Genomic DNA, 22572 nt, shown 5'->3' on the forward strand with positions numbered 1-22572 from the left:
CTATCGGTTCACCCGCCTTCGTGCCTCATCGTATTTTTCACTGGTAGAGCGTGTGCCGCGAATCAAGGGGTACGCGTCCGGCAGACTCCCTTGCCCAAGTCGGATCAAAGCAGCCCTGTGCTCATCCAGCTGTTGTTCCAATACTCGCCCCAGCCGCTCTGCAATCTCTTCACTCTTCCACGCTCTCCAATCTCCCACGATAGGCGAACCCGCCTGCATGGAGATTTCCGGCAAATCATGCTGAACCATGCCATGACATAACGTGACCGGCACGGCGACAGCCTGCGGGAAACGGCGCAGCACAAGTCCAATACCCGGGCGAAACTGAATCGGCCGAGCCTCCTGATGCAGAATTTCACCCTGCGGGAAGAGCCAGACCCTTTTGCCAGCAGCCAGCAGCTCATTCGTGTATTTCAGCGATGTCCGAACCCCAGATGAACTGTCCTTGTTGATGGAATACGCCCCGAGCTTGCGAAAAAAAGCATATTGCCGAAGCTGCTGCTCCTCCATCATCACATAATGATCCCCACGCGAGGTTTGCTTCGCCGCATGATACAGCAGCAATCCGTCCCACCATGAGCTGTGGTTCATGAAATAAACTACCGATTGATCCGGTGCCATAGGCTGCAGCCTGCCGTTTCCATCAAGCACCTGTGGATCAAGCGAGCCCGAAAGCGTAAACGAACGAAAACGTCTGCGCAGCAGATAATAATGATTGTACAGGGTGAATATCCGCTCAAACGCTTTGGATTTTACGGCGCGGATCATACAACCAGCTCCCCTCGGCAAGCAGCACACCTGCAATCGCGATGATGAAGCTGCCTGTGATGCCTTCCTTCAGCGCCAGCACACCGAACAAAAGGATGAACAGCTGATACAGCCATTTCGCTCGAAGGAGCGAGCGGCGATCGTTAGGCACAGCTGGCAGGAAGAGCGAAAGAAATGCCCCCATAATGAACCAGCTAATGTAATTCGTCCATGGTACTCCATAGAATCCGCCTGGGGACTGCCATTCCCAGAACCCTCTCGCATGAGCAACCGGGTCAAGTACCAGATCCAGCACAATCGCCCAAAAGCCTGTCTTGAGTGCACGTACCAGCTTGCCACCCCAGGTCGATCCGCCACCGCTGATCAGCGCTGAATTGCCAACAACGGCGATCCATGCGAACCCAAGCGTCACCGGAACACTGAACAGATGCACGCCAAAGAAGTCGGAGTACGCGTATTCGCCAAAAGGCCAGTGGGTATGTACACCGATCCACTCTACGCCCATGCCCCCAAGCCAGATGATCAATGAAGCAATCCAGAGGTCGGGACGCAGCCACTTGACTGACTGGTCGGACAGAGCAGATCGGTTGGATGGCTGATATATAAGGTCAAGCACGTAAAGTGCATAAAATACAAGGAATAGTCCGTTAGAGAAGGATAACACCTCGGGAACACCAATCGTAAGCATCAGGATGGCTCCAATGGTATACCACACCCAGTACACCCACTGGATCATCAGGATACCGCCATTCGGGAAGCTTGATAAGCCAGCATCGGGTAACGTTTCACAATCGCACCGAGCATCTCCAGTTTCAATTCGTCGCTGACATACGCCCGTTTCGTGTACACATCATAGTCGTTACGCTCTACGGCGTGCAAAATCGTGGAATAGAATGCTGCCGCAAGCTCGATTGAAAATGCACTCTCCACCGGATAGGTGTCCAGACGATCCATGCCGATGCGGAACCAGTTCAGCGCCGCCGACTTCATATCATCGATAATCGCAACAAACCGCTCATCCACCACGCCGTTCTCCCAATCCTGCTCGGAGTACCCGTGCTTCTCCATAATCTCCAGCGGCACGTAGCGGCGCAATCTTGCCCGGTCCTCGCCCACATCACGAATAATGTTGACGATCTGCATGCCTTTACCGAGTGCTATCCCGTTCATCGCCACTTCTGCCCCGTTATCATTACGCAGCACAGGCAGCAGCATCTCGCCGACTGTTCCAGCTACCAGATAACAGTAGTGCTCCAGCTCCTCCATCGTGTCGTAATGGGTCTTCTTCAGGTCACTTAACTGGCCTTCCATCTGACGGAAAAAAGGGCCTTTGTCCAGATGCGGGAAGCTGCTGAACAGCCATCTCAGTGCAGGCCAGATGAAATGTCCCTCTGCCTCCTCCAGACGCTCAAACAAATCATGAATTTCATGTATCGTATATGTCGATTGCTCGGGTTCATCCACACTGTCGTCAATCATGCGGCAAAAGGCATAGATCACATATACCGCCTCGCGGCGCGGACTTGGCAGCCCTTTGAAGGCCTGATAAAAAGACGAGGAGCCCTTCTGCATCAACTCTTCACATCTGCTCAATATTGCTTCATTCATTTTCCCATCTCCTTCATGAGTTGATTGACAGCCATTCGTGCGCCTTGCATAACGATAGGCACGCCGCCACCTGGATGCACCGATGCACCGGCAGCGTATAAGCCTCTGATCTGCGGAAACGGCTTGGGCTGCGGACGGTATACACCCGACTGAAACAGCACAGGTGCAATGCCAAAGCTTCCACCGCCATACAGACCGTCACGCGCTGCGTCAGCAGGGGTCCGTACCTTTTTCCACTGTAACGCTGCACGAAGTCCCGGGAATCCCCGCTGCTCCGCCTCCTCCAGCACACGATCTGCCAGCGCCTCGCTCTGCTCTTCCCAGTTCACGCCTTCAGCATCCGGCACAGGGATGAGAAAATACAGCACACTCTGCCCTGAAGGAGCAGCCGAATCATCCACCGCAACCGGGTTGAACACATAGAACGAAGGATGTGCCGGAATACGCCGCTGCTTGAATACTTCCTTGAGACTTCCATCCAGACTTGGAGGCAGGAAAAACTGGTGTGTCACCGCATCCTCCCAGCGTTTATCTACCCCAGCGTAGACCAGCACACAACCGGAAGAAGGACGATAGGCCTTTCGTCTGCCAGCTGCTTGAGGTGTCTGCCTCAATAGATCGTTCACATGGGGGAAATCCCCATTATAGATCACAGCATCCACATTTTCTGCGCCATCTGCCGTTTCTATACCTGTGCACACGCCACCTTCGATCATCAGGCCGGTAACTTCCGTCTGCAGCTTGATTCTGCCGCCGCGCGAGAGCAGCTCCTGTTCCAGAATAGCGGGCAAAGCGGCATAACCGCCCTTCACCATCCAGATGCCATACTCGTGCTCCGCATAGGGAAGCAAGGAATAGATACCGGGAGTACCGAAGGGTGATCCGCCGATATACAGGCTTTGCAGCGAATACGCATCGAGCAGTTCTTCATGTTCAAAATAATCCCCTACCGCCTTGCGCACACTTTTGTGTGCCCGCAGTCTGCCCATGAGGGACATGAGCGAAGGGGTGAAGAAATCCCTTTTGCGTGGAAACATCTGTTCCAGAAACGCCGCGCGACCTGCAGGAAACAGGGTGTCCATATCCTTCATAAACCGGTTGAATCCATGGCCCTCGCCGGGGAACAGCCGTTCAATCTCTGCCGTTTGCTGATCACGGTCCGTCATCTTGGTCATGACTCGTCCGCTGTGATAGTGCACCCGGTATAAGGGGTCACAGCGCAGAAGCTCAATCTTGGAGCGGTCCACACCCGCCTCTTCGAGAATGCCTAACAGCATCTCCGGCAGCAGTACAATCGTCGGACCCTGATCAATGCGGTAATCGCCTTCCTGTTCAAAAGCAATTCGTCCGCCCACACGGGAACCCCGTTCGTATACCGTAACATCCCATCCCTGACGGTTAAGCAGCAGCGCGGAGGTCAGCCCGCCAATCCCTGCCCCCACAATTGCCGCCCGCTTCATGAGTGCCCTCCGACTTCCGCCGTCTGCACATAGGATGAAGGCTTAGTATGTCTGCGTGCATCCTCTTCCTGAATGAGTCTGACACTGATGCGGGCCGATTCAAAAATCGTCGGTAAACCGCTGCCCGGATGTGTACCTCCACCCACCAGCCATACACGTTCCAATTCCTCGAACTGGTTATGCGGCCTCAGGTACATCATCTGACCCAGATTATGAGCCATGTTGAAGGTTGCACCGCGGTATACATCCAGCTCATTCTGCCAATCCAGCGGCGTAAACAGCTTGCATTCTTCAATGCGGCCACGGATATCAGCCAGCTCTGGAATCGCTTCGAGCCGCTTCAGCATCGCTTCCTGCACTTTCGATCGTTCGGCCTCCCAGTCAATGTCTCCCGTGAGGTTTGGGGTTGGCATCAGCACATAAAGTGCAGATTTTCCTGACGGTGCGAGTGTCGGATCAAGTCTGGATGGGTTATGAACATATAGAGACGGGTCTGCAGACAGTATTTTGTGCTTTGTAATCTCGTCTACATTAACCCGGTAATCCTCTGGAAAATAAATCGAGTGATGCGGCAGGTCAATCTCGCCATCTACACCCAGATAGAGCATGGCTGTGGAGCAGGAATATTTTTTCCGTTTCATTTTCTCAGGGGTGTACTTCTTCAGTACGCCAGGTTCAAACAAATGGTTCACTGCATGGGCAAAATCGGCGTTAACTACAACATGATCGGCTTCAATCCGTTCGCCGTTCTCCAGCAGCACACCTTCAGCCCGGCCATTGCGAACAATAACCTGCTTCACAGGTGTAGCGGTGTGAATCCGTCCGCCATATTCTTCAACGACATCCGCCATGGCCTGGAATACACGATTCACGCCGCCGATCGGATGGAACAATCCGTATTGGTGCTCGATAAACGACAGAATCGTAAACGTGCCCGGACAATCCCAAGCGGACATGCCCAAATATTTGGACTGGAATGTAAATGCCCAGCGCAGGCGTTCATCGGTAAAGTAGCGGGAAAGAATGCCGTAAACCGTATTATTTATATCAAGCTTGGGTAGTGCGGTGATCGCATCTTTGCGCAAATAATCGGTCAGCTTGCCAAACGGACGGCGGAGCAGCGGCATCACTTTGCCAAATTTCACTTCCTCGTCTCGCATGTACCGTAGATAATTCTCTTCATTACCAGGAAAAAGCTCCTTGATCTGTGCTGCTGTCTCTTCGCGATTCCGTGAAGGCTTGAATACCTTGTCTCCAAAGTTCAAAGCGTACAGCGGGGTCAGTTCCTTCATATCCACATAATCCGACAGCTTGCGTCCGACCACATCGAACATTTCTTCAATTAACTGAGGCATCATCAGAAACGTAGCCCCGCGGTCAAACTTGTATTCACCCAGCTCCAGACGGGAAGAACGTCCCCCAATGGCTGGCTGCTTCTCGTAAACATTGACCTCATATCCCTGACCAGACAATAACATGGCTGCGGCAAGCCCGCCTGGACCTGCGCCAATGACAGCTGCACGCTTGCGTTGTTGATTCGGTATCATGCCACTCACCTTTCTATGTAGGGGAACCTCTAGTTCTCGAGCCCCTAACCTACTATTAAACTGTGAAGAAACACTTTAATCGGATAAACCGAAAAACATTATACAAATGTAGTACAAATATTATACGACAAGTAAAACATAAAATGACCGATGGGTCAAATTAATGTTCTTTTTCAATGATTACACAGCAAAAAACATCCCTTGATCATTAGATCAAAGGATGTCCGCTATACATGAATCTATTCTTTTCATTTTCGTTTTATGTTGAATGCGTGTAGAGAGTGTCCCCTGTCTGTTCGCCGGGTGACAGCTCGCGGCTGTTCTGCAAGCTATCCTGTAAAATACTCGCGTTCAATCCATGACTGCCAGTCTCCTGAATCTTCAGGCATAATCCACTCCGGGTATCGTGCATGCTCCGCACGTTCGAACCCTTTGCCACCCAGGACAAATCGCACATGAGGAAACTCCTCGCGAATCCGGTCGATCAGCCGATCACAGGTATCCACCAGTCCAGAGCTGGTAATGGACAGACAAACCAGCTTGATCTTCTGCTCGCGAATAATCGGGAACACACCGTCCTCCGGTGTATTGGCGCCAAGATACAGCACTTCAGCTCCATTTTTGCGCATAAACAAAGAAAAGAGCAGCAAACCGACCTGATGGTGCTCCCCTTCCGGGCACATGGCCAGAACTTTGGGCAGATGCGGATAGATCGGGAACAGATGGAAAAACTGATAAAAACGCTGGGAGATCAGCTGCGTCATGAAATGCTCCTGTGCTACCGTTGCACGCCCTTCCTCCCATGCGTCTCCGACCCGGACCAGGATGGGTACGAGCACATGATAGAACATGCTGTCGTATCCGTACATCGTGAATCCAAAATCAATCAAACCGTTGGCACGCTCGCCCTGAAAATGATAAAGAGAATCATAAATCTGATCGGTCATATGTTCATATGCCTCTTCAGCATTAGGTACTGGAGGCGCTGCAGGCATAGGAATAACAGCTTTAGACCTGCTTTCTTTCTTTTCCTTCAACATGCGTACGGCCTCGGAGATGCTGGTCTGATGCTGATCAATCTGCTGCTTCAGCCAGCGCAGGTCAGCAACATGCTCTTCCGTGTACATGCGGTAACCCGACTCTGTCCGCTCAGGGGTGACTGCATTATACCGATTTTCCCAAGCCCGGAGCGTGACCGCCTGAATGCCAAGCATAGCAGCGACTTGTTTGATGGAATACACATGATTACCTACTTTCTCTCCATGAACGTTCTACAAAAATAATACACTCATTATACACAACGACTTTGCACCTGTCGATTAACGCGCTCCATCTCATCCTGCTGCACCTCTCGTGAGCATTCTTACACATCTCCTGCGTCAACATCGTCATACGTGTGGTAATATACGTCATTCAGCAAGCAAAGAAGGGAGGCATCCATCATTGGTTTCATCGCGCCGCAGCATCTCGGAGCAGCATTCTTCACAACGCAAATTTCCTTACATACGAACAGCTATTGCGCTGCTTATTTTATGGCTCATTGCCGTAATGATCTATCAGACCTACAAGCCGCTGCCGCCAGGTATTTCATACGCAAGTCAGGAGTATCGGGTACAGAACGTGCAGTTTCTGAACGATCTGACCTATCCTTCCTCGGATGGGCAGATGCAGCATGAACAGCAGATTTTCCAGCGTATGCTTCAGGTCGTGAAGGATGCGGAGCAGTTTGTCGTCGTAGATATGTTTCTGTTCAACAACTATCAGCATAAGGGGCAGCATTTTCCACCAGTCAGCCAGCAGTTCACCGATACCCTCATCGCCAAAAAAACAAACAATCCGGATATGAGTATCTGGTTCATTACCGATGAAGTGAATACCAACTATAACGCTGCGCCTAATCCACTGCTGGAGCAGATGAAACAGGCGGGTATCCATGTCGTCATCACGAACCTTGATCCGCTGCGCGATTCTACACCGGTGTATTCTGCGGTCTGGCGTACCTTCTTCCAATGGTTCGGACAATCCGGGAAAGGCTGGATTCCAAATCTGATGGCAACTGATGGCCCGGATGTTACGCTCCGCTCCTATCTTAAACTGCTGAATGTGAAGGCCAATCACCGCAAAGTGGTTGCCAGCGAGAAAACCGCCATCGTCTCCTCAGGCAACATTCACGATGCCAGCGCTTATCATTCCAACATCGGTTTCGAGGTAACCGGACCGGTCATCGGGGATATTATTCAAGCGGAGCAAGCCGTTGTGGATATGTCTGGTGGGGGACAGCTGCCTGTATATGATGCTTCAGCGCAGACCTCCTCTTCCTCTTTCTCTTCTGACTCCTCTCCATTCTCCGAGGCAGCAAAGGAAAGTGAAAGTGAAGGGCCGATTCGTCTGCGATATTTAACCGAGGGTAAAGTCAATGATGCGCTGCTCTATGAGATCAATCAGACTGGCAAAGGCGATACGTTATGGATGGGCATGTTCTACATCGCTTCACCCAAAGTGCTGGAGGCGTTGCTGGATGCATCGAAGCGAGGCACAGACATTCGGCTCGTGCTTGATCCAAACGAAAATGCGTTTGGTCAAGAGAAGATTGGCATTCCCAATCGCCCTGTAGCTGCGGAGCTGCATGACAAATCCAGTGGCAGTATTCAGGTTCGCTGGTATAACACCACCAAGGAGCAGTACCATACCAAGATGATCTACATCGCCAAAGCGACTGGAGATCATATCGTCATAGGCGGTTCAACCAACTTCACTCCCCGGAATCTGAATGACTACAATCTGGAGAATGATATGTGGATTGCCGCACCGGCAGACGCTGCCTTCACGATTGATGTTGCTGATTATTTCAAACGGATATGGGTGAACGAGGATGCAACGTTTACATTGAATCTGGAGGAGTTTCAGGAGAACACTACTTTTCTGAAAGGCATCCTGTACAAACTTCAGCTTATTCTAGGTTTTACTACATTTTGAGTTGTGCATTTTTGAGCTTAGCTTTAATACTCGCTTTGAGCTGTGCATTGTTAAATGAAGGGTTGTTTCACGGACACTCCGATGACAGAACAACCAGTCTAAATTATTTCAGCCTCTTATAGTGAGTTTTGTATATAACATGTATCGACTTCAGAACACATCAATATCAGTGACTTTAGGTCATAACAATAACAACAACTTCAGATCACAAACAGCTACTTCAAATCACAACAGTAGCAGCTACTTCTGGTCAAAACATTAATAACAACTTCAGGTCAAAATATTAATAGCAACTCCAGGTCAAAACATTAAGCAAATACCTTATTAAAACCGTATGTAGTATACATCCGTCTGCTTTCTTCAATTGCGGCGGGTGTATTTTTTATCTTGACAGAGGATGAAATGTGTGAAAAGATGTTCCCTAACGATCGTTAGGAAGGTGAACACAATGACTGCTCATTCCATTCGGGATGCGGCCCTTTATCATTTTGCCAGAGACGGCTATGAAGGGGCTTCATTAAGAGCGATAGCTGATGAGGTTGGAATCAAGAAACCGTCGATATATGCGCATTTCAGTGGGAAAGAGGACTTGTTCATGCGCACGCTTGAGTATGCATTTGATGAGGTACGGCGTCATACGTTGGAGTATTTCCGCGATCAAAACCATCTGCCGCTGGAAGAGCGTCTACGGGGATTGCTGACCTGGTTTGAGCAGGAGTATCAGGCTCATGCTTCTGCCAGATTGATGCTGCGTAACTGTTATTATCCGCCGCCTGATCTGTACAGCCAGGTCATGGATCTGGTTTATCCTTTTCTGGATGGCATGGAGCGTGCATTGTCCAGGCTGTTGCAGCGAGCGATCCGCGAAGAAGATGTTCCGCCGCTTCCCGCCGAGCAGGCAGCGATTGCATTTATGACCTTTCTCGATGGCATTACGGTCGAGATCATATACGGAAGCTCGCGCCGTTACAAGCGAAGACTGGATGCTGCATGGCCTGTCTTTTGGTATGGCGTAAGAAGCTTGAATGAAGTGGCACGTTCTGCTGTGCCAGAAGGAGATTGAACATCATGAACCGCAACTGGTTATACGTTTTTATTGGTGGAATCATTGAGATTGTCTGGGTCAGCGGGCTCAAGCATGCCTCAAATACATGGGAATGGGCTTTGACCGCAGCAGCCATTGTTATTAGCTTTGCGTTAATCATTGCTGCTTCCAACAGGCTGCCCGTTGGTACGGTCTATGCTGTATTTACAGGGATTGGTACCGCCGGCACAGTATTAACCGAGATGCTGCTGTTTGGCGAGCCGTTTCGTCTGGCTAAAATACTGCTGATTGGACTGCTGCTCTGCGGTGTCGTCGGATTAAAGCTCGTGACAGATCAACAGGAAAACAAGGAACCACAAGTTAAAGGAGGTGCCGCATAATGGCTTGGCTCGCGATTGCTGGCGCAGGAATCTGTGAAATTTTTGGCGTCATCGGTATTAACGGGGCTTCTTCTCGCAAAGGGTGGCCATACATCGTTCTGATGCTCGTATCCTTTGTATTCAGCTTCTCGCTGTTATCCTACGCTATGACAGCCATTCCTATGGGCACAGCCTATGCTGTATGGACGGGAATCGGTACGGTGGGAAGCACGGTGACAGGCATGCTGCTGTTCGGTGAACGGAAGGAAGCAAAGCGACTGCTGTTTATCGCCATGATTTTGGTGGCCGCTGTCGGATTGAAGCTGATTACGTAACAGAAAAGCATGAAACCAAACGCTGGAAATCTGAACCGCTTCCGGCGGTTTTGGTGTTTTTTGTATCCTAACGATTCCAGGAAACGCTATTTGGGTGATATGACACGTTTTTAATTTCTAACGATTCCAGGAGACCTTATTTGAGAGATCCGTCAATAAAATCGGTCCTTTTTCTTGTTTTATAGCGAAATAAGGTTTCTGGGAATCGTTACATTTTCAGATGGCTCTAAATCATCAATATAAGCTCATCTGAATTCGTTAGAATATCTGGGTGTGTGAGAAATAATCTTAAATACTCAAGCACAACCACTCTGAATTTTCGGCCGGAACATATCTTCTATGGTATAAGTACATCATTTTATGCCTTCAAAAAACACAATCTCTTCGCATTCAAACACAAAACTTTATGCATCCATGCAACACAAACGGATATACATTCAAGCAAAACTTTATGCATCCACTCAATACAAACCGTATACATTCAAGCAAAACTTCAAGCCCAGCGCTATACAATCGGTCAAGCAAACCAATCTAAACTTTTCAAGTACAACCTCTATAAACGCTCAACGTATACCGACGCCCTCCTCATACATTAAGCCGCAGTTTGCGCACTGCGTGCAGCTCCCAGCACGCTGTTGTGGCTGACCACCCTCGTCATGAAGCAGGAGTTACAGCGGGAAGGAAAGTTACAGTGTTAGGCTAAGTCACAACATAAGGATGAAGTAACAATCGGACAGTGTGACGTGTGAGAAAGAACATGAGTAGCTGTTCACATGAGATTAGGACAATGAGAGAGTTATACAGTAGGTCAAACAGTGAGTTACACAGTAAGTTACACTCTAAGTTACACTCTAAGTTGTACAGCAAGTTATACATAAAAGTGAGTAAATAAAGCACATGATAAATAAGCTCGCCTGATAAACTGTGCCAGAGTTCCAGTTCCTCCCAACCAATATCAAAGGGCCCATGTAGTCGAGCCTTGCCCCTGATCTATTCGCCTGTCCTATCTATTCCCCTAGCTCTTCTATAACAACCCAAGTACAAGATACAGCTTATTCACAGCCTGTAGAATGTACTTTCTTTGCTATTTTCATGCTAGGTTTGCGAATGAGAGCGCATGGATACTAATTGTCTTCACCTACATCTTTCCCCGCATCAGCCCCTCAAAACATAGAGAATTTGTAATCTGTTATTCACATCGTTTATACTAGTTTTGACCACGAAGTCAATTCAAGAACTCAAGAGTTCCCAATGAGGTGAATGTACCCTTAATGAACCCAATTCATGAGATGAACGAAAAGAGAAAGCTGATCATCACCACAGCGCTCAAGCTGTTTTCTGCCAAGGGCAGTGCCGCTACCTCCATGCAGGAAATTGCCGAGTTATGCGGGATGTCTAAAGGCAGCTTATATCTGATGTTCAAATCCAAGGAGGAGCTGGAGGCCAGTACGCTGGAGTATTGTGTGTACGTACTGATGGACGAGATGTCCCAGATCGAGCACGAGGCCAGTCTGACCTCTCGAGAGCGGCTGCACAAGCAGATTGAAGCGTTGCTGACACATGTCGCCGAATTAAAGGAATTTTTACGTGTGCAGATGCGGAGCATGATGATGGATGATGAGCAGCAGCGCAAGGAAAAATGCACTCCTCAGCAAAGAGATATCGAGATTCGCACACTGCATTGGTTCAAAAGCAAACTGGAGGACTTGTACGGCCCAGATATTGAGCCTTATACCATTGATCTCATTATGCTGACGCATGGGCTTTTCCTGTCTTATGTGAAAATCTGGTTTACCGAGATGCCTTCACTGACGGTGAACAAGATGGCATCCAACCTCCTGCAGATGATGGATTATGCAGCAGCAGGTTATCTCCAGCAGCGTCCCGTACCGTTATTTCCGCTTGAGCAGTGGCCAGCCTGGGTTGCGGAAACGCAGCCGGACTCAGCGATACTGCGACATCCCGTCCATATTTTGAAGCAGATGCAGGACATCGCATCCCGGGAGCTTCCCGCGGGACAATCAAGGAATGATGTCCTTGAGACCATTGCCATACTAAGACAAGAGATTATGGAGTTTTCCCCGAGACGAGCCATCATTCTGGGTATGATGCGCAATCTGGAAGGGATCGCGCTGCTTGAACCTATGCACTCCGAGCTTCAGCACATTATGGATACCATGTATAACCGGTTTATCCAGGCTGACTCGTCAAACACATAAACAGGAGACACAGAGAGGAGAAGAAACCAACGTATGAAAGGCATTATTAACTTTTCACTGAACAACAAGTTTGCGATCTGGATTCTCACTATTATCATCTCATTTGCTGGTCTGTACAGCGGAGTTACGATGAAACAGGAGACCATTCCCAACATTAATGTACCGTTTCTGAATGTCACGGCGATTGATCCGGGTGCAGCTCCTGAGGGTATTGTGGAAGATGTCACGAAGCCGCTCGAACAGAAGCTGCGCAATGTCGAAGGTGTCAAAACGATTACCTCTACTTCGATGGAAAATGCAGCATCCATCACACTTGAATTCGATTATGGAACCGATCTGACGAACGCTACAGCAACCGTTCGTGAAGCACTGAACGAGGTACAATTACCGGACAGTGTGCAGAAACCAACCATCTCCAAATTCAGCATTAACTCGTTCCCCGTTGTTTCCCTGAGCTTGTCCGACAAGGACGGCGGTGATCTGGAGGAACTGACACGTCTTGTGGACACGGATATCAAACCCGCACTCGAAGATATTGACGGTGTGGCTCAAGTCCAGGTGTCCGGTCAATATGTCAAAGAAGTACAATTGAAGTTCGATCAAGCCAAGATGGCTGAACTGGGCCTCAGCGAAGATACGGTAGATGGTATTGTTAAAGGCTCGTCTATTCGTGTGCCTCTCGGCCTCTTCGAACTGGATAAATCCCAGAAAGCGGTCGTGGTGGATGGCAACATCATCGGGCTGGATGATCTGAAAAATCTGGCTATTCCTGTTGTGCCAAGCGGGGCTGGAGCTTCTGCAGGCCAAGGTGCCGGACAGGGCGCTGCCGCTCCGCAAGGTACTACAGGCAGCGGAGCCCAGGCAGGTCAAGCTGCTGATCCAACAGCTCAAGCCGGGCAGGGTGCTGCTGGCGCCGCACAAGGCTCCAGCCCTTCAACCGGGCAAACCGGCGGCGGAAACGCTGCTGCTGCGAATCCTTCCGGTGCAGCAGGAGCTGTCAGCACAGCTGGAATTCCAACGATCAAGCTGAGCGATATCGCCAAAATTGAGGTAATCGGTCAAGCCGAGTCCATCTCACGCACCAACGGCAAGGAGTCCATCGGTATTTCGGTGGTCAAATCCAATGATGCCAATACCGTTGATGTCGTTAAAGCAGTGAAGAGCAAAGCCGAAGAACTGCAAAAGCAGTTTAAAAACGCCCAGCTGACCATCCTGCTTGACCAAGGCAAGCCGATTCAGGATTCCGTGAATACGATGCTGGGTAAAGCGGCCTTCGGTGCTTTATTCGCAGTCCTGATTATTTTGCTCTTCCTGCGTAACATTCGTTCAACCATCATCTCCATTATCTCGATTCCGCTTTCCTTGCTGATGGCATTGACAGCACTCAACCTGATGGACATTACATTGAACATGATGACGCTGGGAGCGATGACCGTTGCGATTGGTCGGGTTGTCGATGACTCCATCGTTGTTATCGAGAACATCTATCGCAGGATGACTCTCAAAAACGAGAAGCTTAAAGGCCGTGAGCTGGTTCGTGAAGCCACTCGTGAAATGTTTATTCCGATTCTCTCCTCCACCATTGTTACGATTGCGGTATTCCTGCCGCTAGCACTCGTCAGCGGTATGGTCGGAGAGCTGTTCACACCGTTTGCCTTGACCATGGTATTCGCCCTGCTCGCCTCACTGCTCGTTGCGATCACCATCGTTCCGATGCTGGCACACAGCCTGTTCCGCAAAGGCATCAAGGGTAAACAAAATCATGAGGAGAAACCGGGCAAGCTGGCTGGTGGTTACAAACGCCTGCTCAACTGGACACTCAATCATAAAATCATTACGGTCAGCATTGCGATCCTGCTGCTGGTCGGCAGCTTGTTCCTGTATCCATTCATCGGTGCAAGCTTCCTGCCAGAGCAGAAGGATAAATATGTAACGATTACGTACAGCCCGGAAACAGGCTCACTCCGTGAAGATGTAGAGAAAGAAGCACTGGTGGCTGAAAAATGGCTGCTGAAACAGCCAGGTCTGGAGAAAATGCAATACTCCATCGGCGGTAGCAGCCCGCTCGCCAGCATGGGTGGAGGCGGCGGAAACTCCGCACTCTTCTATATCCAATACAACCAGGATACCAAGGACTTCACCGATGTGAAGAAACAGCTGGTTGAAGGTCTGCAAAAAGAAGTAACCAAAGGCACGTGGAATGAACTCGATATGTCCGGCGGATTCGGCGGCAGCAACCTGAGTCTGTCCATCTACGGCGACAGTGTGGAGCAGTTGAAGCCGGTAGCCGAAGAAGTTTTGAAGCTGGTTCAGGCAGATAAGGACTCTTTTGAAAAAGCGGATACCACAATCTCCGACACGTACGGTCAATACACGCTGGTTGCCGATCAGGAGAAGCTGAGCAAGCTTGGTCTTACAGCAGGCCAACTGGCCATGAAGCTCAGTCCGGTGCGCGAACGTCCAGTGCTCACCGAAGTAGACATTGATAACAAAACGTATAAGGTCTACGTTGAAACTGACAACAAAACATTCAGCAGCATTAAGGATATCGAAAACGAAACCGTGACATCACCCCTGGGCATCCAGGTTCCGATCAAGGATGTGGCCAAAGTGGAGGAAGGCACTTCACCGAACTCCATCATGCGTATTGATGGCAAAGTGGTTGTGCAGGTCACAGCCAACATTCTGGCTTCCGACGTGGCCAAAGCCTCGCAGAACCTGCAAGCAAGCATCGACAAGCTCGACCTGCCAGATGGCGTCGAGGTGAAGTTTGGCGGTACAACCGAGCAAATCAATGATACATTTACACAGCTGGGGCTGGCGATGCTGGCAGCCATTGCGATTGTATACTTCGTGCTTGTTGTAACCTTTGGCGGTGGACTTGCTCCATTTGCAATTCTGTTCTCACTTCCGTTCACCGTGATCGGAATCATGGTTGGTCTATTCATCGCAGGAGGCACGCTCGACGTATCTGCTATGATGGGTGCACTGATGCTGATTGGTATCGTGGTTACGAATGCCATCGTGTTGATCGACCGCGTTATTCACAAAGAAAACGAGGGAATCTCTACGCGTGAGGCACTGCTCGAAGCAGGAGCTACGCGTCTGCGTCCTATCCTGATGACGGCACTGGCTACTATTGGTGCCCTGCTGCCACTCGTCACAGGTCTCGAAGAGAGCGCGGGGATTATCTCCAAAGGGCTGGGCATCACAGTTATCGGTGGTCTGATCAGTTCTACACTGCTCACCCTTGTCATTGTGCCGATTGTGTATGAGTTCCTGATGAAATTTAAAAAGAAAAAAATCGCAGATTAATGTAATTGTCTAATCACAGCACAGCAAAGCTTCAAACGTGCTGGAAAAACAGGCCCTGACGGGCAATGGAATGATGACTGCTTCCATTGCCTGATCAAGGGCCTTTTTTAACATCGATGTAAGAAAAACTTTCATAATTCACTTGAATTTAAGAGACATCACAAAAATATCGAGGTTTTTTGTCATTCAAACTAAAGAATGTAAGGTGTAAGCTCATCAACTGCAAAAGCACGTATACTTATTCTTACAACAGCCTGAATAAAGCATAAGATTGCATGATTGATTGCTATAGCATCAAACAGATGATCATTGGCGAAGGGCGGTGACCAGGTGGAAGAACCTACGCTTCATATCCAGATCAGAGACATGCTGAAACGTCCCGTATTTCGCAAGGCGGAATATGTGGCCAGTGATCGTGCGCTGGAGCGTTATGTGCGCTGGGTACATATTATGGAGGTGCCAGAGATCGGGGATTTGCTCAGTGGAGGAGAATTGATCCTTACAACAGGCATTGGATGGTCTGAAGGCAATCAGAGAGGCTTGTCCTTTCTGCATCAATTGATTACCTGCGGCGCCGCGGGATTATGTATTGAACTGGGGGAGCATACCCGCCCTCAGCTGGAAAGGCTGAAGCAGATCGCCGCTGAAGCCGATTTTCCGCTGATCTGGTTTCATGATCAGGTTCGGTATATTGATATTACTCAAGATCTTCATTTTGCTCTGATCCGCAGTCATCAGCGTATGGTTGCCGAGCTGGACCAGCTCACCACCTCTTTTCATCAGCTGCTGCTGAATGGAGACGGTGTACTGCCGTTACTACGGCTCCTGTCGCGGAATACGGGATATGCCGTAGCTCTGTATCCACTGGAAGGAGAGCCCATTGCAGTACCGTATGTCCCCCCGGAGCAGCTGGAGGCGCGGAGACAGCATGTTTATACGGAAAACCATACGCAACCTAATGAACAGAATTCAGCTGGAGACGCTGCAGCTCAATTCGATATCGGGTCTACCCCGCATTCAGCACATCGAATGAACGGCATCAGCATACCTGTTCAGGCGTTAGAGTATACCTTCGCTGATCTTGTCCTTTTTCCACATCAACCTGAAGACATCGATCTCAACCAACCTCCAGAGACCCGTCCATCTGAAAGTTATGTTATTCAAGCACTGGAGCGCTGTGCTGCTGCCATAGCCCAGGACTGGATGCGCACAAAATATATGGAGGAAAAGCGACGTTACAAGGAGGATATGTGGGTCATCGACTGGTTAAACGGAAGCCATACCACCAAGGAGATTCAGGAGTATCTTTCGGCTGCCGATCCCCGGCTCTGCAAAGCCCAGGCTGCCGTTATTTTATTTGATAGCCATCCAGTCCACAACGACAGTCTCCGACTCCAGAAGCTTTTGATTCAGCGTAATATTGTGGCCCGCTCCATATTTGCCCGAGAGGGCTTCACACTCTACAGCACCGTACTTAACCTTCAAATTATTGTTATCGTAATTGATCCTCAATCAGAAACGCTGCGTAAAAATAAGGTTTGGCACTGCATACAGCAATTAAAACAGCACGAGCAGGAGCAGACCCATCAACTCTTCTCTGGTCTCTTGGGCATTGGTCAGAGCTACTCCGACTTATCCCGTCTGCGGGAGAGTCTGGAATCAGCCAGGGAAACGCTGCGCATCCAGAAGGACATTGGCGTGATGCAGCAGCCTTTCTACAGCAATCTTCACTGTTATCGAATTATCGCGAGTATGAAGCAGAGCGGCAATTTGAATGATTTTATTACCGAATATTTAGGCCCTCTTATCAGATATGACTCAGAGAAAGGCGGCCAGCTGCTCCTTACGCTGAAACAGTACCTGACTCTCTGCTGCTCCAAACAAGAGACAGCCAGTGCGCTGTTTATTGTCAGACAGACGCTGTATCACCGTTTGGACAAAATTGAATCACTTTTGGGAAAAGACTATCTCCTGCCGGAGAAGCGAGTGGCCATGGAGCTTGCGCTATACGCTTACGAGTATATAAACGGACCGCTTTTGTAAGAAGTCTTAGCTTGTCGTAAGACGAGATCGTGTAATAATTCGTGCTGTGTCCTGTAAACGGCAGTGAAGCAGCCCATGTATTGGAATGGATTACGCTCCCCTCCGGGTCTGCAGCTGACGAATCAATATATGACTGAACCACTTGCGACCTGCGGCTGTACCCACATGCTGCTCCACATTCTCCCCCGGGAGATCAGGGTGCTCCCATGTAACATGAGCGCCCTCCAGATGTTCCCGAACCGAGCAGATCCGATACCCCTGTGCCACCAATTGCTCAATCGTGTGCTTCTCTTCCTCAAACGTTTCGCGCTCCGACATCAGCTTCGCCCCCCATTCGATGCAGCCATTGCAGAGAGCTGCTTTCTTGACGGGAGCGGTTCCTGCGCATCGTATTTGCTGCGCTTCACATATTCTCCTGCACCGGATGCCCCGACAAACTGCCGATTCCGTATCACATATTCTCCCCGACACAGCACGGTTACCGGGCAGCCCTGCACCTGCATGCCTTCGAACGCGCTGTAATCCACGTTCATGTGATGGGTTTCTGCCGAAATGACTCTCTTTATGGATGGGTCAAAAATGACGATATCCGCATCCGTACCGACAGCCAGTGTTCCCTTTTGCGGAAATAACCCGAACAGTTTGCTCGCCTTGGTCGAGCACAGATCAACCCACTGATTCAGTGAAATTCGGCCTTTAGCCACTCCCTCCGAGTAGAGAATACTGAGCCGATCCTCAATGACTGGCCCGCCATTCGGAATTTTGCTGAAATCCTGCATACCGAGGTCCTTCTGCCCTTTAAAATTAAACGAGCAGTGGTCCGAGCCGATCGTTTGCAGCTGTCCACTTTTCAACGCATTCCACAGTGCCTCCTGATGTCCCTTCTCCCTTAACGGTGGAGACCAGACATACTTCGCCCCCTCGAAATCGGGTTGATCCATGATGGACTGCTCCAGCGTCAGATACTGTGGACACGTCTCTCCCCAGATTCGATAACCCAGCTCACGCATTCGTGCGATCTGCTCAACCGCTTCCGCGCAAGTGACGTGCACCACGTACAGCTGCGAATCCGCCAGTGCAGCCAAACGGGCGGCACGTCCGGTCGCTTCTCCCTCCAGCATGGAGGGACGAGTCAGCGCATGGTAGATCGGCGCAGTTCGCCCTTCGGCCAGTGCCTGCTTCACAAGCAGGTCAATGACATCTCCATTTTCGGCGTGCACCATGACCAGTGCTCCGTATTCTTTCGCCTTTTGCAGTGTCTGAAAGAGGATCCCATCATCTGCCTGGAACTGGTTTTTGTACGCCATAAATACCTTGAAGGATGACACGCCCTCCTCTTCAATGATCTGCGGGAGCTCCTCCAGCACCTGATCATTCATCTCACCAATCATCAGGTGGAATCCGTAGTCAATGACTGCCTTGCCTCTGGCCTTGTTATGCCATTCCTGCAGCGATTCAGATAAGGGACGGCCCTTCTGGGTCAGACAAAAATCAATGATTGTTGTTGTTCCCCCAAATGCAGCCGCTTGCGTTCCTGTAGCAAAATCATCCGCGGTGACCGTGCCGCCAAACGGCATGTCAAGATGAGTGTGCGGATCAATACCACCTGGTATGACATAACAGCCCGATGCATCAATAACCTCTGTCTGGTCATCCGGCGTTAAGCCTATGCCGATCTGTTCAATTTTTCCCGCCGTAATCAAAAGGTCTGCTTCAAACGTATCCGATGCCGTCACTAATATCCCATTACGAATCAAAGTACGGTTACTCATGAAATCGCCTCCTTGGTTGATTGGTTACGGACGGACTGCAGCACAGCAATCGCCGATTGACGTTCATTCCATGTAACGGGTGCCTGATCCGATGCCAGTTCTACCATCTCGATTGCCCCTTCCACAGGACAGACAATTGAGCACAGATTACAGCCAACGCAGTCCTCCTCCACCACCTCCAGATAAGCGCCTGACGGGTCGGTTAACATGTCAATGCATTGATGGGACGTATCTTCACAAGCAATATGGCATTTGTTGCAGTTGATACAGACATCACGATTGATGCGGGCCACGACCTTGTAATTCAAATCGAGATTGCCCCAATCCGAATATTTGGGTACGGTCCGACCCACCAGCTCCGATACACTGCTGAGTCCCTTTTCGTCCAGATAATCGTTCAGACCGTCAATCATATCCTCCACAATACGGAAGCCATGATGCATGGCCGCCGTACAGACCTGTACCCCCGTTGCACCCATTAGCAAAAATTCCGCGGTATCCCGCCAGTCGGATATACCGCCAATGCCAGATATCGGTACTCCAACCTCGGGATGGCGAGCACACTCCGCTACCATGTTCAGTGCAATAGGCTTCACTGCGGGGCCGCAGTAACCGCCATGCGCTCCCTTGCCACCTACATGCGGCACCGTATTCCACGAATCCAGATCAACTCCAGCTAGAGAATTGATCGTGTTGATGAGCGAGATAGCGTCGGCCCCGCCGCGTACAGCGGCCCGGGCCGTTGCCGTAATATCTGTGATATTCGGCGTTAACTTCACGATGACCGGTGTGGCAGCTACCTCTTTGACCCACATCGTTTGCAGCTCGACCAGATCAGGCTGTTGGCCTGAAGCAGCACCCATGCCGCGTTCAGCCATACCATGTGGGCAGCCAAAGTTCAGCTCCAGACCATCGACCCCGACAGCCTCCACCTTTTTAACGATCTCATGCCACTTCTCCCTCCGCGGCTCAACCATGAGAGAGGCGACGATCGCACGGTCCGGGAAACGCTTCTTGGTCTCGGCAATCTCGCGCAGATTCACTTCCAGCGGACGGTCAGAGATCAACTCGATGTTATTAAAGCCCGCCACACGCTGCCCGCCAAAGTGAACTGCCGCAAAGCGGGAGGAGGTGTTGATAATCGGCTCGCCGAGTGTTTTCCATACCGCACCACCCCAGCCCGCCTCAAACGCACGCTGGACCTGGTATCCCGTATTGGTCGGTGGTGCCGAGGCAAGCCAGAATGGATTAGGCGACTGAATGCCCGCCAGATTAATCGATAAGTCCGCCATATCAATCCCTCCTTGGATAAGAGCTTTATAAGTTCAATGAATTGTGAGTCTCCATCCTAACGATTCCCACAGCGCTTATTTAGCTTGAATACGGCCTTTGAAAATTCTAACGATTCGCAGGAACGCTATTCAGCTGTTTTTGCACGTTTCCAGCCGTATTTCGGCGTTTCGGAATGAAATAAGGCTCGTGAGAATCGTTAGATTTCCCCATGCCCCGTTTTCGCCGTAATAAGCTTTCTGGGGATCGTTAGCCGATCCGGAGCCAATATGAGGTCCCATAGAGATAAGTTTTTGCGAACGTCGTGAGTGTTTACGGAGACCGCCGACATCCGACGTCATTTCAATACACTTGTGTTTTGCACTTGGACCTTATCTCATGCACCTTCCTTACGTCCTCATGACTTTCCTCATGCACGTTCCTCATACACTTCCTTATGCACTCTCCACGGTGCGACCCGGGAGTGCCTTCATGATCGCAGCAGCAGCCAGTTTACCCTGTTGTGCAGCCGAAACCACCATTGCCTCTCCTTGACCCTGACCAAAAACAACATCGCCAGCCGCATACACTTGAGGATGCGAAGTGCGGTACGTATGCGTCTCAACTTCCACAACGCCTCCGTCATGACGCAGCTCAAACGCTTCAATGATTGGCAGCAGCCGATTCTGTCCAATGGCCCGAATGACGGTGTCACATTCAACGGTGAAGGTGGAGCCCTCCACAGCTACAGGCAGCGCCCGTCCGCCGCCAGGCGGTGTTACAAGCTCTATTTTCACACATTCTACGGCACGAACCCGGCCATTCTCATCACCGAGAATACGCTGCGGCATCGTAAACCAACGAAACTCTACACCCTCCTGCTTGGCAAAAGTGTACTCAAACGCATAGGCTGTCATCTGCTGCACCCCGCGCCGATACAACATCTGCACCCGCTCTGCACCCAGCCGCACGGAACAGGTCGCTGCATCCACCGCCGTATTGCCTGCACCAATAACAGCTACGTTCAAGCCATGGAGCGCTGGCGGTACACCTTGCTTGGTCGATTCCACAAGCTCAATGGCATCATACACCCCTTCCAGCGTCTCCCCCTCAATGCCCAGCATCGGAACCGATCCCATGCCACAAGCCAGAATTACAGCCTCGTGCCGCTCCAGGAGCTCCGACGCCGCCATGTCGATGCCAATGCGCACACCATAGCGAATCTGCACGCCCAGCGCTTCCACCTGTTCTACTTCCCACAGCGGAACCTGCTCGGGCAAACGGAAGGATACGATGCCGTAGGTATTCAGCCCGCCGCCTTTTGCCTTGGCTTCATAGATGGTCACTTCATAACCTGCCCTTCCCAGCTCACGTGCTGCCGAGAGTCCGGCAGGTCCTGCACCGACAACAGCAATGCTTCTGCCATTTGCAGGAGCTGCATGGAAAAGAGGTTCATTGCTCTCCCTCGCCCAATCCGTTGCATAACGCTGCAAGTCCCCAATGCGAATCGGCTTTGAAGATTCGTTCAGCACACAAGCACCCTCGCACAGCTCCTCCGTGGGACAGACTCGAGCGCAGCTCGCACCGATTGGATTGGCATCCATGATCGTGCGAGCCGATCCTTTGAGATGCCCGGTTGCTATTTTTTTAATAAAAGAAGGGATATTAATATCGGTGGGGCACGCCTTAATACACGGAGCATCGTAACAATACAAACAGCGGTTGGATTCCTCCATTGCTTCCTTGCCAGTCATTGCCGGTTTCATCTCGACAAAACGAGACTCCCATCCATAATCGGACCCTGCTGCTCCAGAGTGATTCATCAATGTACGCACCTCCTGTAGATTAACGACCTG

Annotated in this window: 17 protein-coding genes; 7 read left to right on the plus strand and 10 right to left on the minus strand. The window is 50.4% G+C overall.

Annotation, left to right across the window (positions count from 1 at the left end; translation table 11 throughout):
- From IEW26_RS21605 to IEW26_RS21630, 6 genes are all read right to left on the minus strand, one after another.
- On the minus strand, positions 1-768 hold the full coding sequence (locus tag IEW26_RS21605; protein WP_188593835.1) for a lysophospholipid acyltransferase family protein: 768 nt from the start codon (positions 766-768) through the stop codon (positions 1-3).
- Complete coding sequence (locus tag IEW26_RS21610) at positions 737-1504, minus strand: carotenoid biosynthesis protein (protein ID WP_188593836.1); 768 nt, start codon at positions 1502-1504, stop codon at positions 737-739. The genes IEW26_RS21605 and IEW26_RS21610 overlap by 32 nt, the downstream gene beginning before the upstream one ends.
- A complete protein-coding gene (locus tag IEW26_RS21615; protein ID WP_188593837.1) occupies positions 1504-2376 on the minus strand; it encodes a phytoene/squalene synthase family protein in 873 nt (290 codons plus the stop codon). Before IEW26_RS21615 ends, IEW26_RS21610 begins: the two co-directional genes overlap by 1 nt.
- Positions 2373-3836, minus strand: coding sequence for a phytoene desaturase family protein (locus tag IEW26_RS21620; RefSeq protein WP_188593838.1), 1464 nt, complete (start codon positions 3834-3836; stop codon positions 2373-2375). Before IEW26_RS21620 ends, IEW26_RS21615 begins: the two co-directional genes overlap by 4 nt.
- Positions 3833-5383, minus strand: a complete 1551-nt coding sequence (locus IEW26_RS21625) for a phytoene desaturase family protein (protein WP_188593839.1) — start codon at positions 5381-5383, stop codon at positions 3833-3835. Before IEW26_RS21625 ends, IEW26_RS21620 begins: the two co-directional genes overlap by 4 nt.
- Positions 5384-5712: 329 nt before the next feature.
- Positions 5713-6624, minus strand: coding sequence for a MerR family transcriptional regulator (locus tag IEW26_RS21630; protein WP_145404446.1), 912 nt, complete (start codon positions 6622-6624; stop codon positions 5713-5715).
- A gap of 202 nt (positions 6625-6826) precedes the next feature.
- Here IEW26_RS21630 and IEW26_RS21635 point away from each other — a divergent pair, with 202 nt between their 5' ends.
- The 7 genes from IEW26_RS21635 to IEW26_RS21665 all read left to right on the plus strand — a co-directional run bounded on the left by IEW26_RS21635 (position 6827) and on the right by IEW26_RS21665 (position 17675).
- Entirely contained in the window at positions 6827-8359 is a 1533-nt protein-coding gene (locus tag IEW26_RS21635) for a phospholipase D family protein (RefSeq protein ID WP_188593840.1), read from the plus strand.
- Between the two features lie 448 nt (positions 8360-8807).
- Complete coding sequence (locus IEW26_RS21640; RefSeq protein WP_188593895.1) at positions 8808-9422, plus strand: TetR/AcrR family transcriptional regulator; 615 nt, start codon at positions 8808-8810, stop codon at positions 9420-9422.
- A gap of 5 nt (positions 9423-9427) precedes the next feature.
- The gene (locus IEW26_RS21645; protein ID WP_188593841.1) at positions 9428-9784 is read left to right on the plus strand and encodes a DMT family transporter; all 357 of its coding nucleotides are present in this window, start codon (positions 9428-9430) and stop codon (positions 9782-9784) included.
- Positions 9784-10098, plus strand: a complete 315-nt coding sequence (locus IEW26_RS21650) for a DMT family transporter (protein ID WP_111269038.1) — start codon at positions 9784-9786, stop codon at positions 10096-10098. The genes IEW26_RS21645 and IEW26_RS21650 overlap by 1 nt, the downstream gene beginning before the upstream one ends.
- A gap of 1271 nt (positions 10099-11369) precedes the next feature.
- Positions 11370-12317: a TetR/AcrR family transcriptional regulator gene (locus IEW26_RS21655; protein ID WP_188593842.1), complete on the plus strand. Its 948-nt coding sequence runs from the start codon at positions 11370-11372 to the stop codon at positions 12315-12317.
- A 33-nt stretch (positions 12318-12350) separates the two neighbouring features.
- On the plus strand, positions 12351-15632 hold the full coding sequence (locus IEW26_RS21660; protein ID WP_188593843.1) for an efflux RND transporter permease subunit: 3282 nt from the start codon (positions 12351-12353) through the stop codon (positions 15630-15632).
- Between the two features lie 330 nt (positions 15633-15962).
- Entirely contained in the window at positions 15963-17675 is a 1713-nt protein-coding gene (locus tag IEW26_RS21665; RefSeq protein ID WP_229729968.1) for a PucR family transcriptional regulator, read from the plus strand.
- 90 nt (positions 17676-17765) lie between these two features.
- On the opposite strand, the gene IEW26_RS21670 is transcribed toward IEW26_RS21665, so the two are convergent.
- From IEW26_RS21670 to IEW26_RS21685, 4 genes are all read right to left on the minus strand, one after another.
- Positions 17766-17993, minus strand: a complete 228-nt coding sequence (locus IEW26_RS21670; RefSeq protein WP_188593844.1) for a hypothetical protein — start codon at positions 17991-17993, stop codon at positions 17766-17768.
- Positions 17993-19447 carry a dihydropyrimidinase gene (gene hydA, locus IEW26_RS21675; protein WP_145404454.1) on the minus strand — a complete coding sequence of 485 codons (1455 nt, stop codon included), beginning with the start codon at positions 19445-19447 and terminating at the stop codon, positions 17993-17995. Before hydA ends, IEW26_RS21670 begins: the two co-directional genes overlap by 1 nt.
- Complete coding sequence (gene preA, locus IEW26_RS21680; RefSeq protein ID WP_145404455.1) at positions 19444-20739, minus strand: NAD-dependent dihydropyrimidine dehydrogenase subunit PreA; 1296 nt, start codon at positions 20737-20739, stop codon at positions 19444-19446. Before preA ends, hydA begins: the two co-directional genes overlap by 4 nt.
- A 432-nt stretch (positions 20740-21171) precedes the next feature.
- Positions 21172-22539, minus strand: coding sequence for an NAD(P)-dependent oxidoreductase (locus IEW26_RS21685; RefSeq protein WP_188593897.1), 1368 nt, complete (start codon positions 22537-22539; stop codon positions 21172-21174).
- Between the last annotated feature and the right edge of the window lie 33 nt (positions 22540-22572).

Source organism: Paenibacillus silvae, assembly GCF_014639235.1.
GTDB classification, from domain to species: Bacteria; Bacillota; Bacilli; order Paenibacillales; family Paenibacillaceae; genus Paenibacillus; species Paenibacillus silvae.

Coding starts and splice junctions, on each gene's coding strand:
- IEW26_RS21605 (WP_188593835.1), bottom strand. CDS start 768: ATGATCCGCGCCGTAAAATCCAAAGCGTTTGAGCGGATATTCACCCTG.
- IEW26_RS21610 (WP_188593836.1), bottom strand. CDS start 1,504: ATGATCCAGTGGGTGTACTGGGTGTGGTATACCATTGGAGCCATCCTG.
- IEW26_RS21615 (WP_188593837.1), bottom strand. CDS start 2,376: ATGAATGAAGCAATATTGAGCAGATGTGAAGAGTTGATGCAGAAGGGC.
- IEW26_RS21620 (WP_188593838.1), bottom strand. CDS start 3,836: ATGAAGCGGGCGGCAATTGTGGGGGCAGGGATTGGCGGGCTGACCTCC.
- IEW26_RS21625 (WP_188593839.1), bottom strand. CDS start 5,383: ATGATACCGAATCAACAACGCAAGCGTGCAGCTGTCATTGGCGCAGGT.
- IEW26_RS21640 (WP_188593895.1), top strand. CDS start 8,808: ATGACTGCTCATTCCATTCGGGATGCGGCCCTTTATCATTTTGCCAGA.
- IEW26_RS21645 (WP_188593841.1), top strand. CDS start 9,428: ATGAACCGCAACTGGTTATACGTTTTTATTGGTGGAATCATTGAGATT.
- IEW26_RS21650 (WP_111269038.1), top strand. CDS start 9,784: ATGGCTTGGCTCGCGATTGCTGGCGCAGGAATCTGTGAAATTTTTGGC.
- IEW26_RS21655 (WP_188593842.1), top strand. CDS start 11,370: ATGAACCCAATTCATGAGATGAACGAAAAGAGAAAGCTGATCATCACC.
- IEW26_RS21660 (WP_188593843.1), top strand. CDS start 12,351: ATGAAAGGCATTATTAACTTTTCACTGAACAACAAGTTTGCGATCTGG.
- IEW26_RS21670 (WP_188593844.1), bottom strand. CDS start 17,993: ATGTCGGAGCGCGAAACGTTTGAGGAAGAGAAGCACACGATTGAGCAA.
- hydA (WP_145404454.1), bottom strand. CDS start 19,447: ATGAGTAACCGTACTTTGATTCGTAATGGGATATTAGTGACGGCATCG.
- preA (WP_145404455.1), bottom strand. CDS start 20,739: ATGGCGGACTTATCGATTAATCTGGCGGGCATTCAGTCGCCTAATCCA.
- IEW26_RS21685 (WP_188593897.1), bottom strand. CDS start 22,539: ATGAATCACTCTGGAGCAGCAGGGTCCGATTATGGATGGGAGTCTCGT.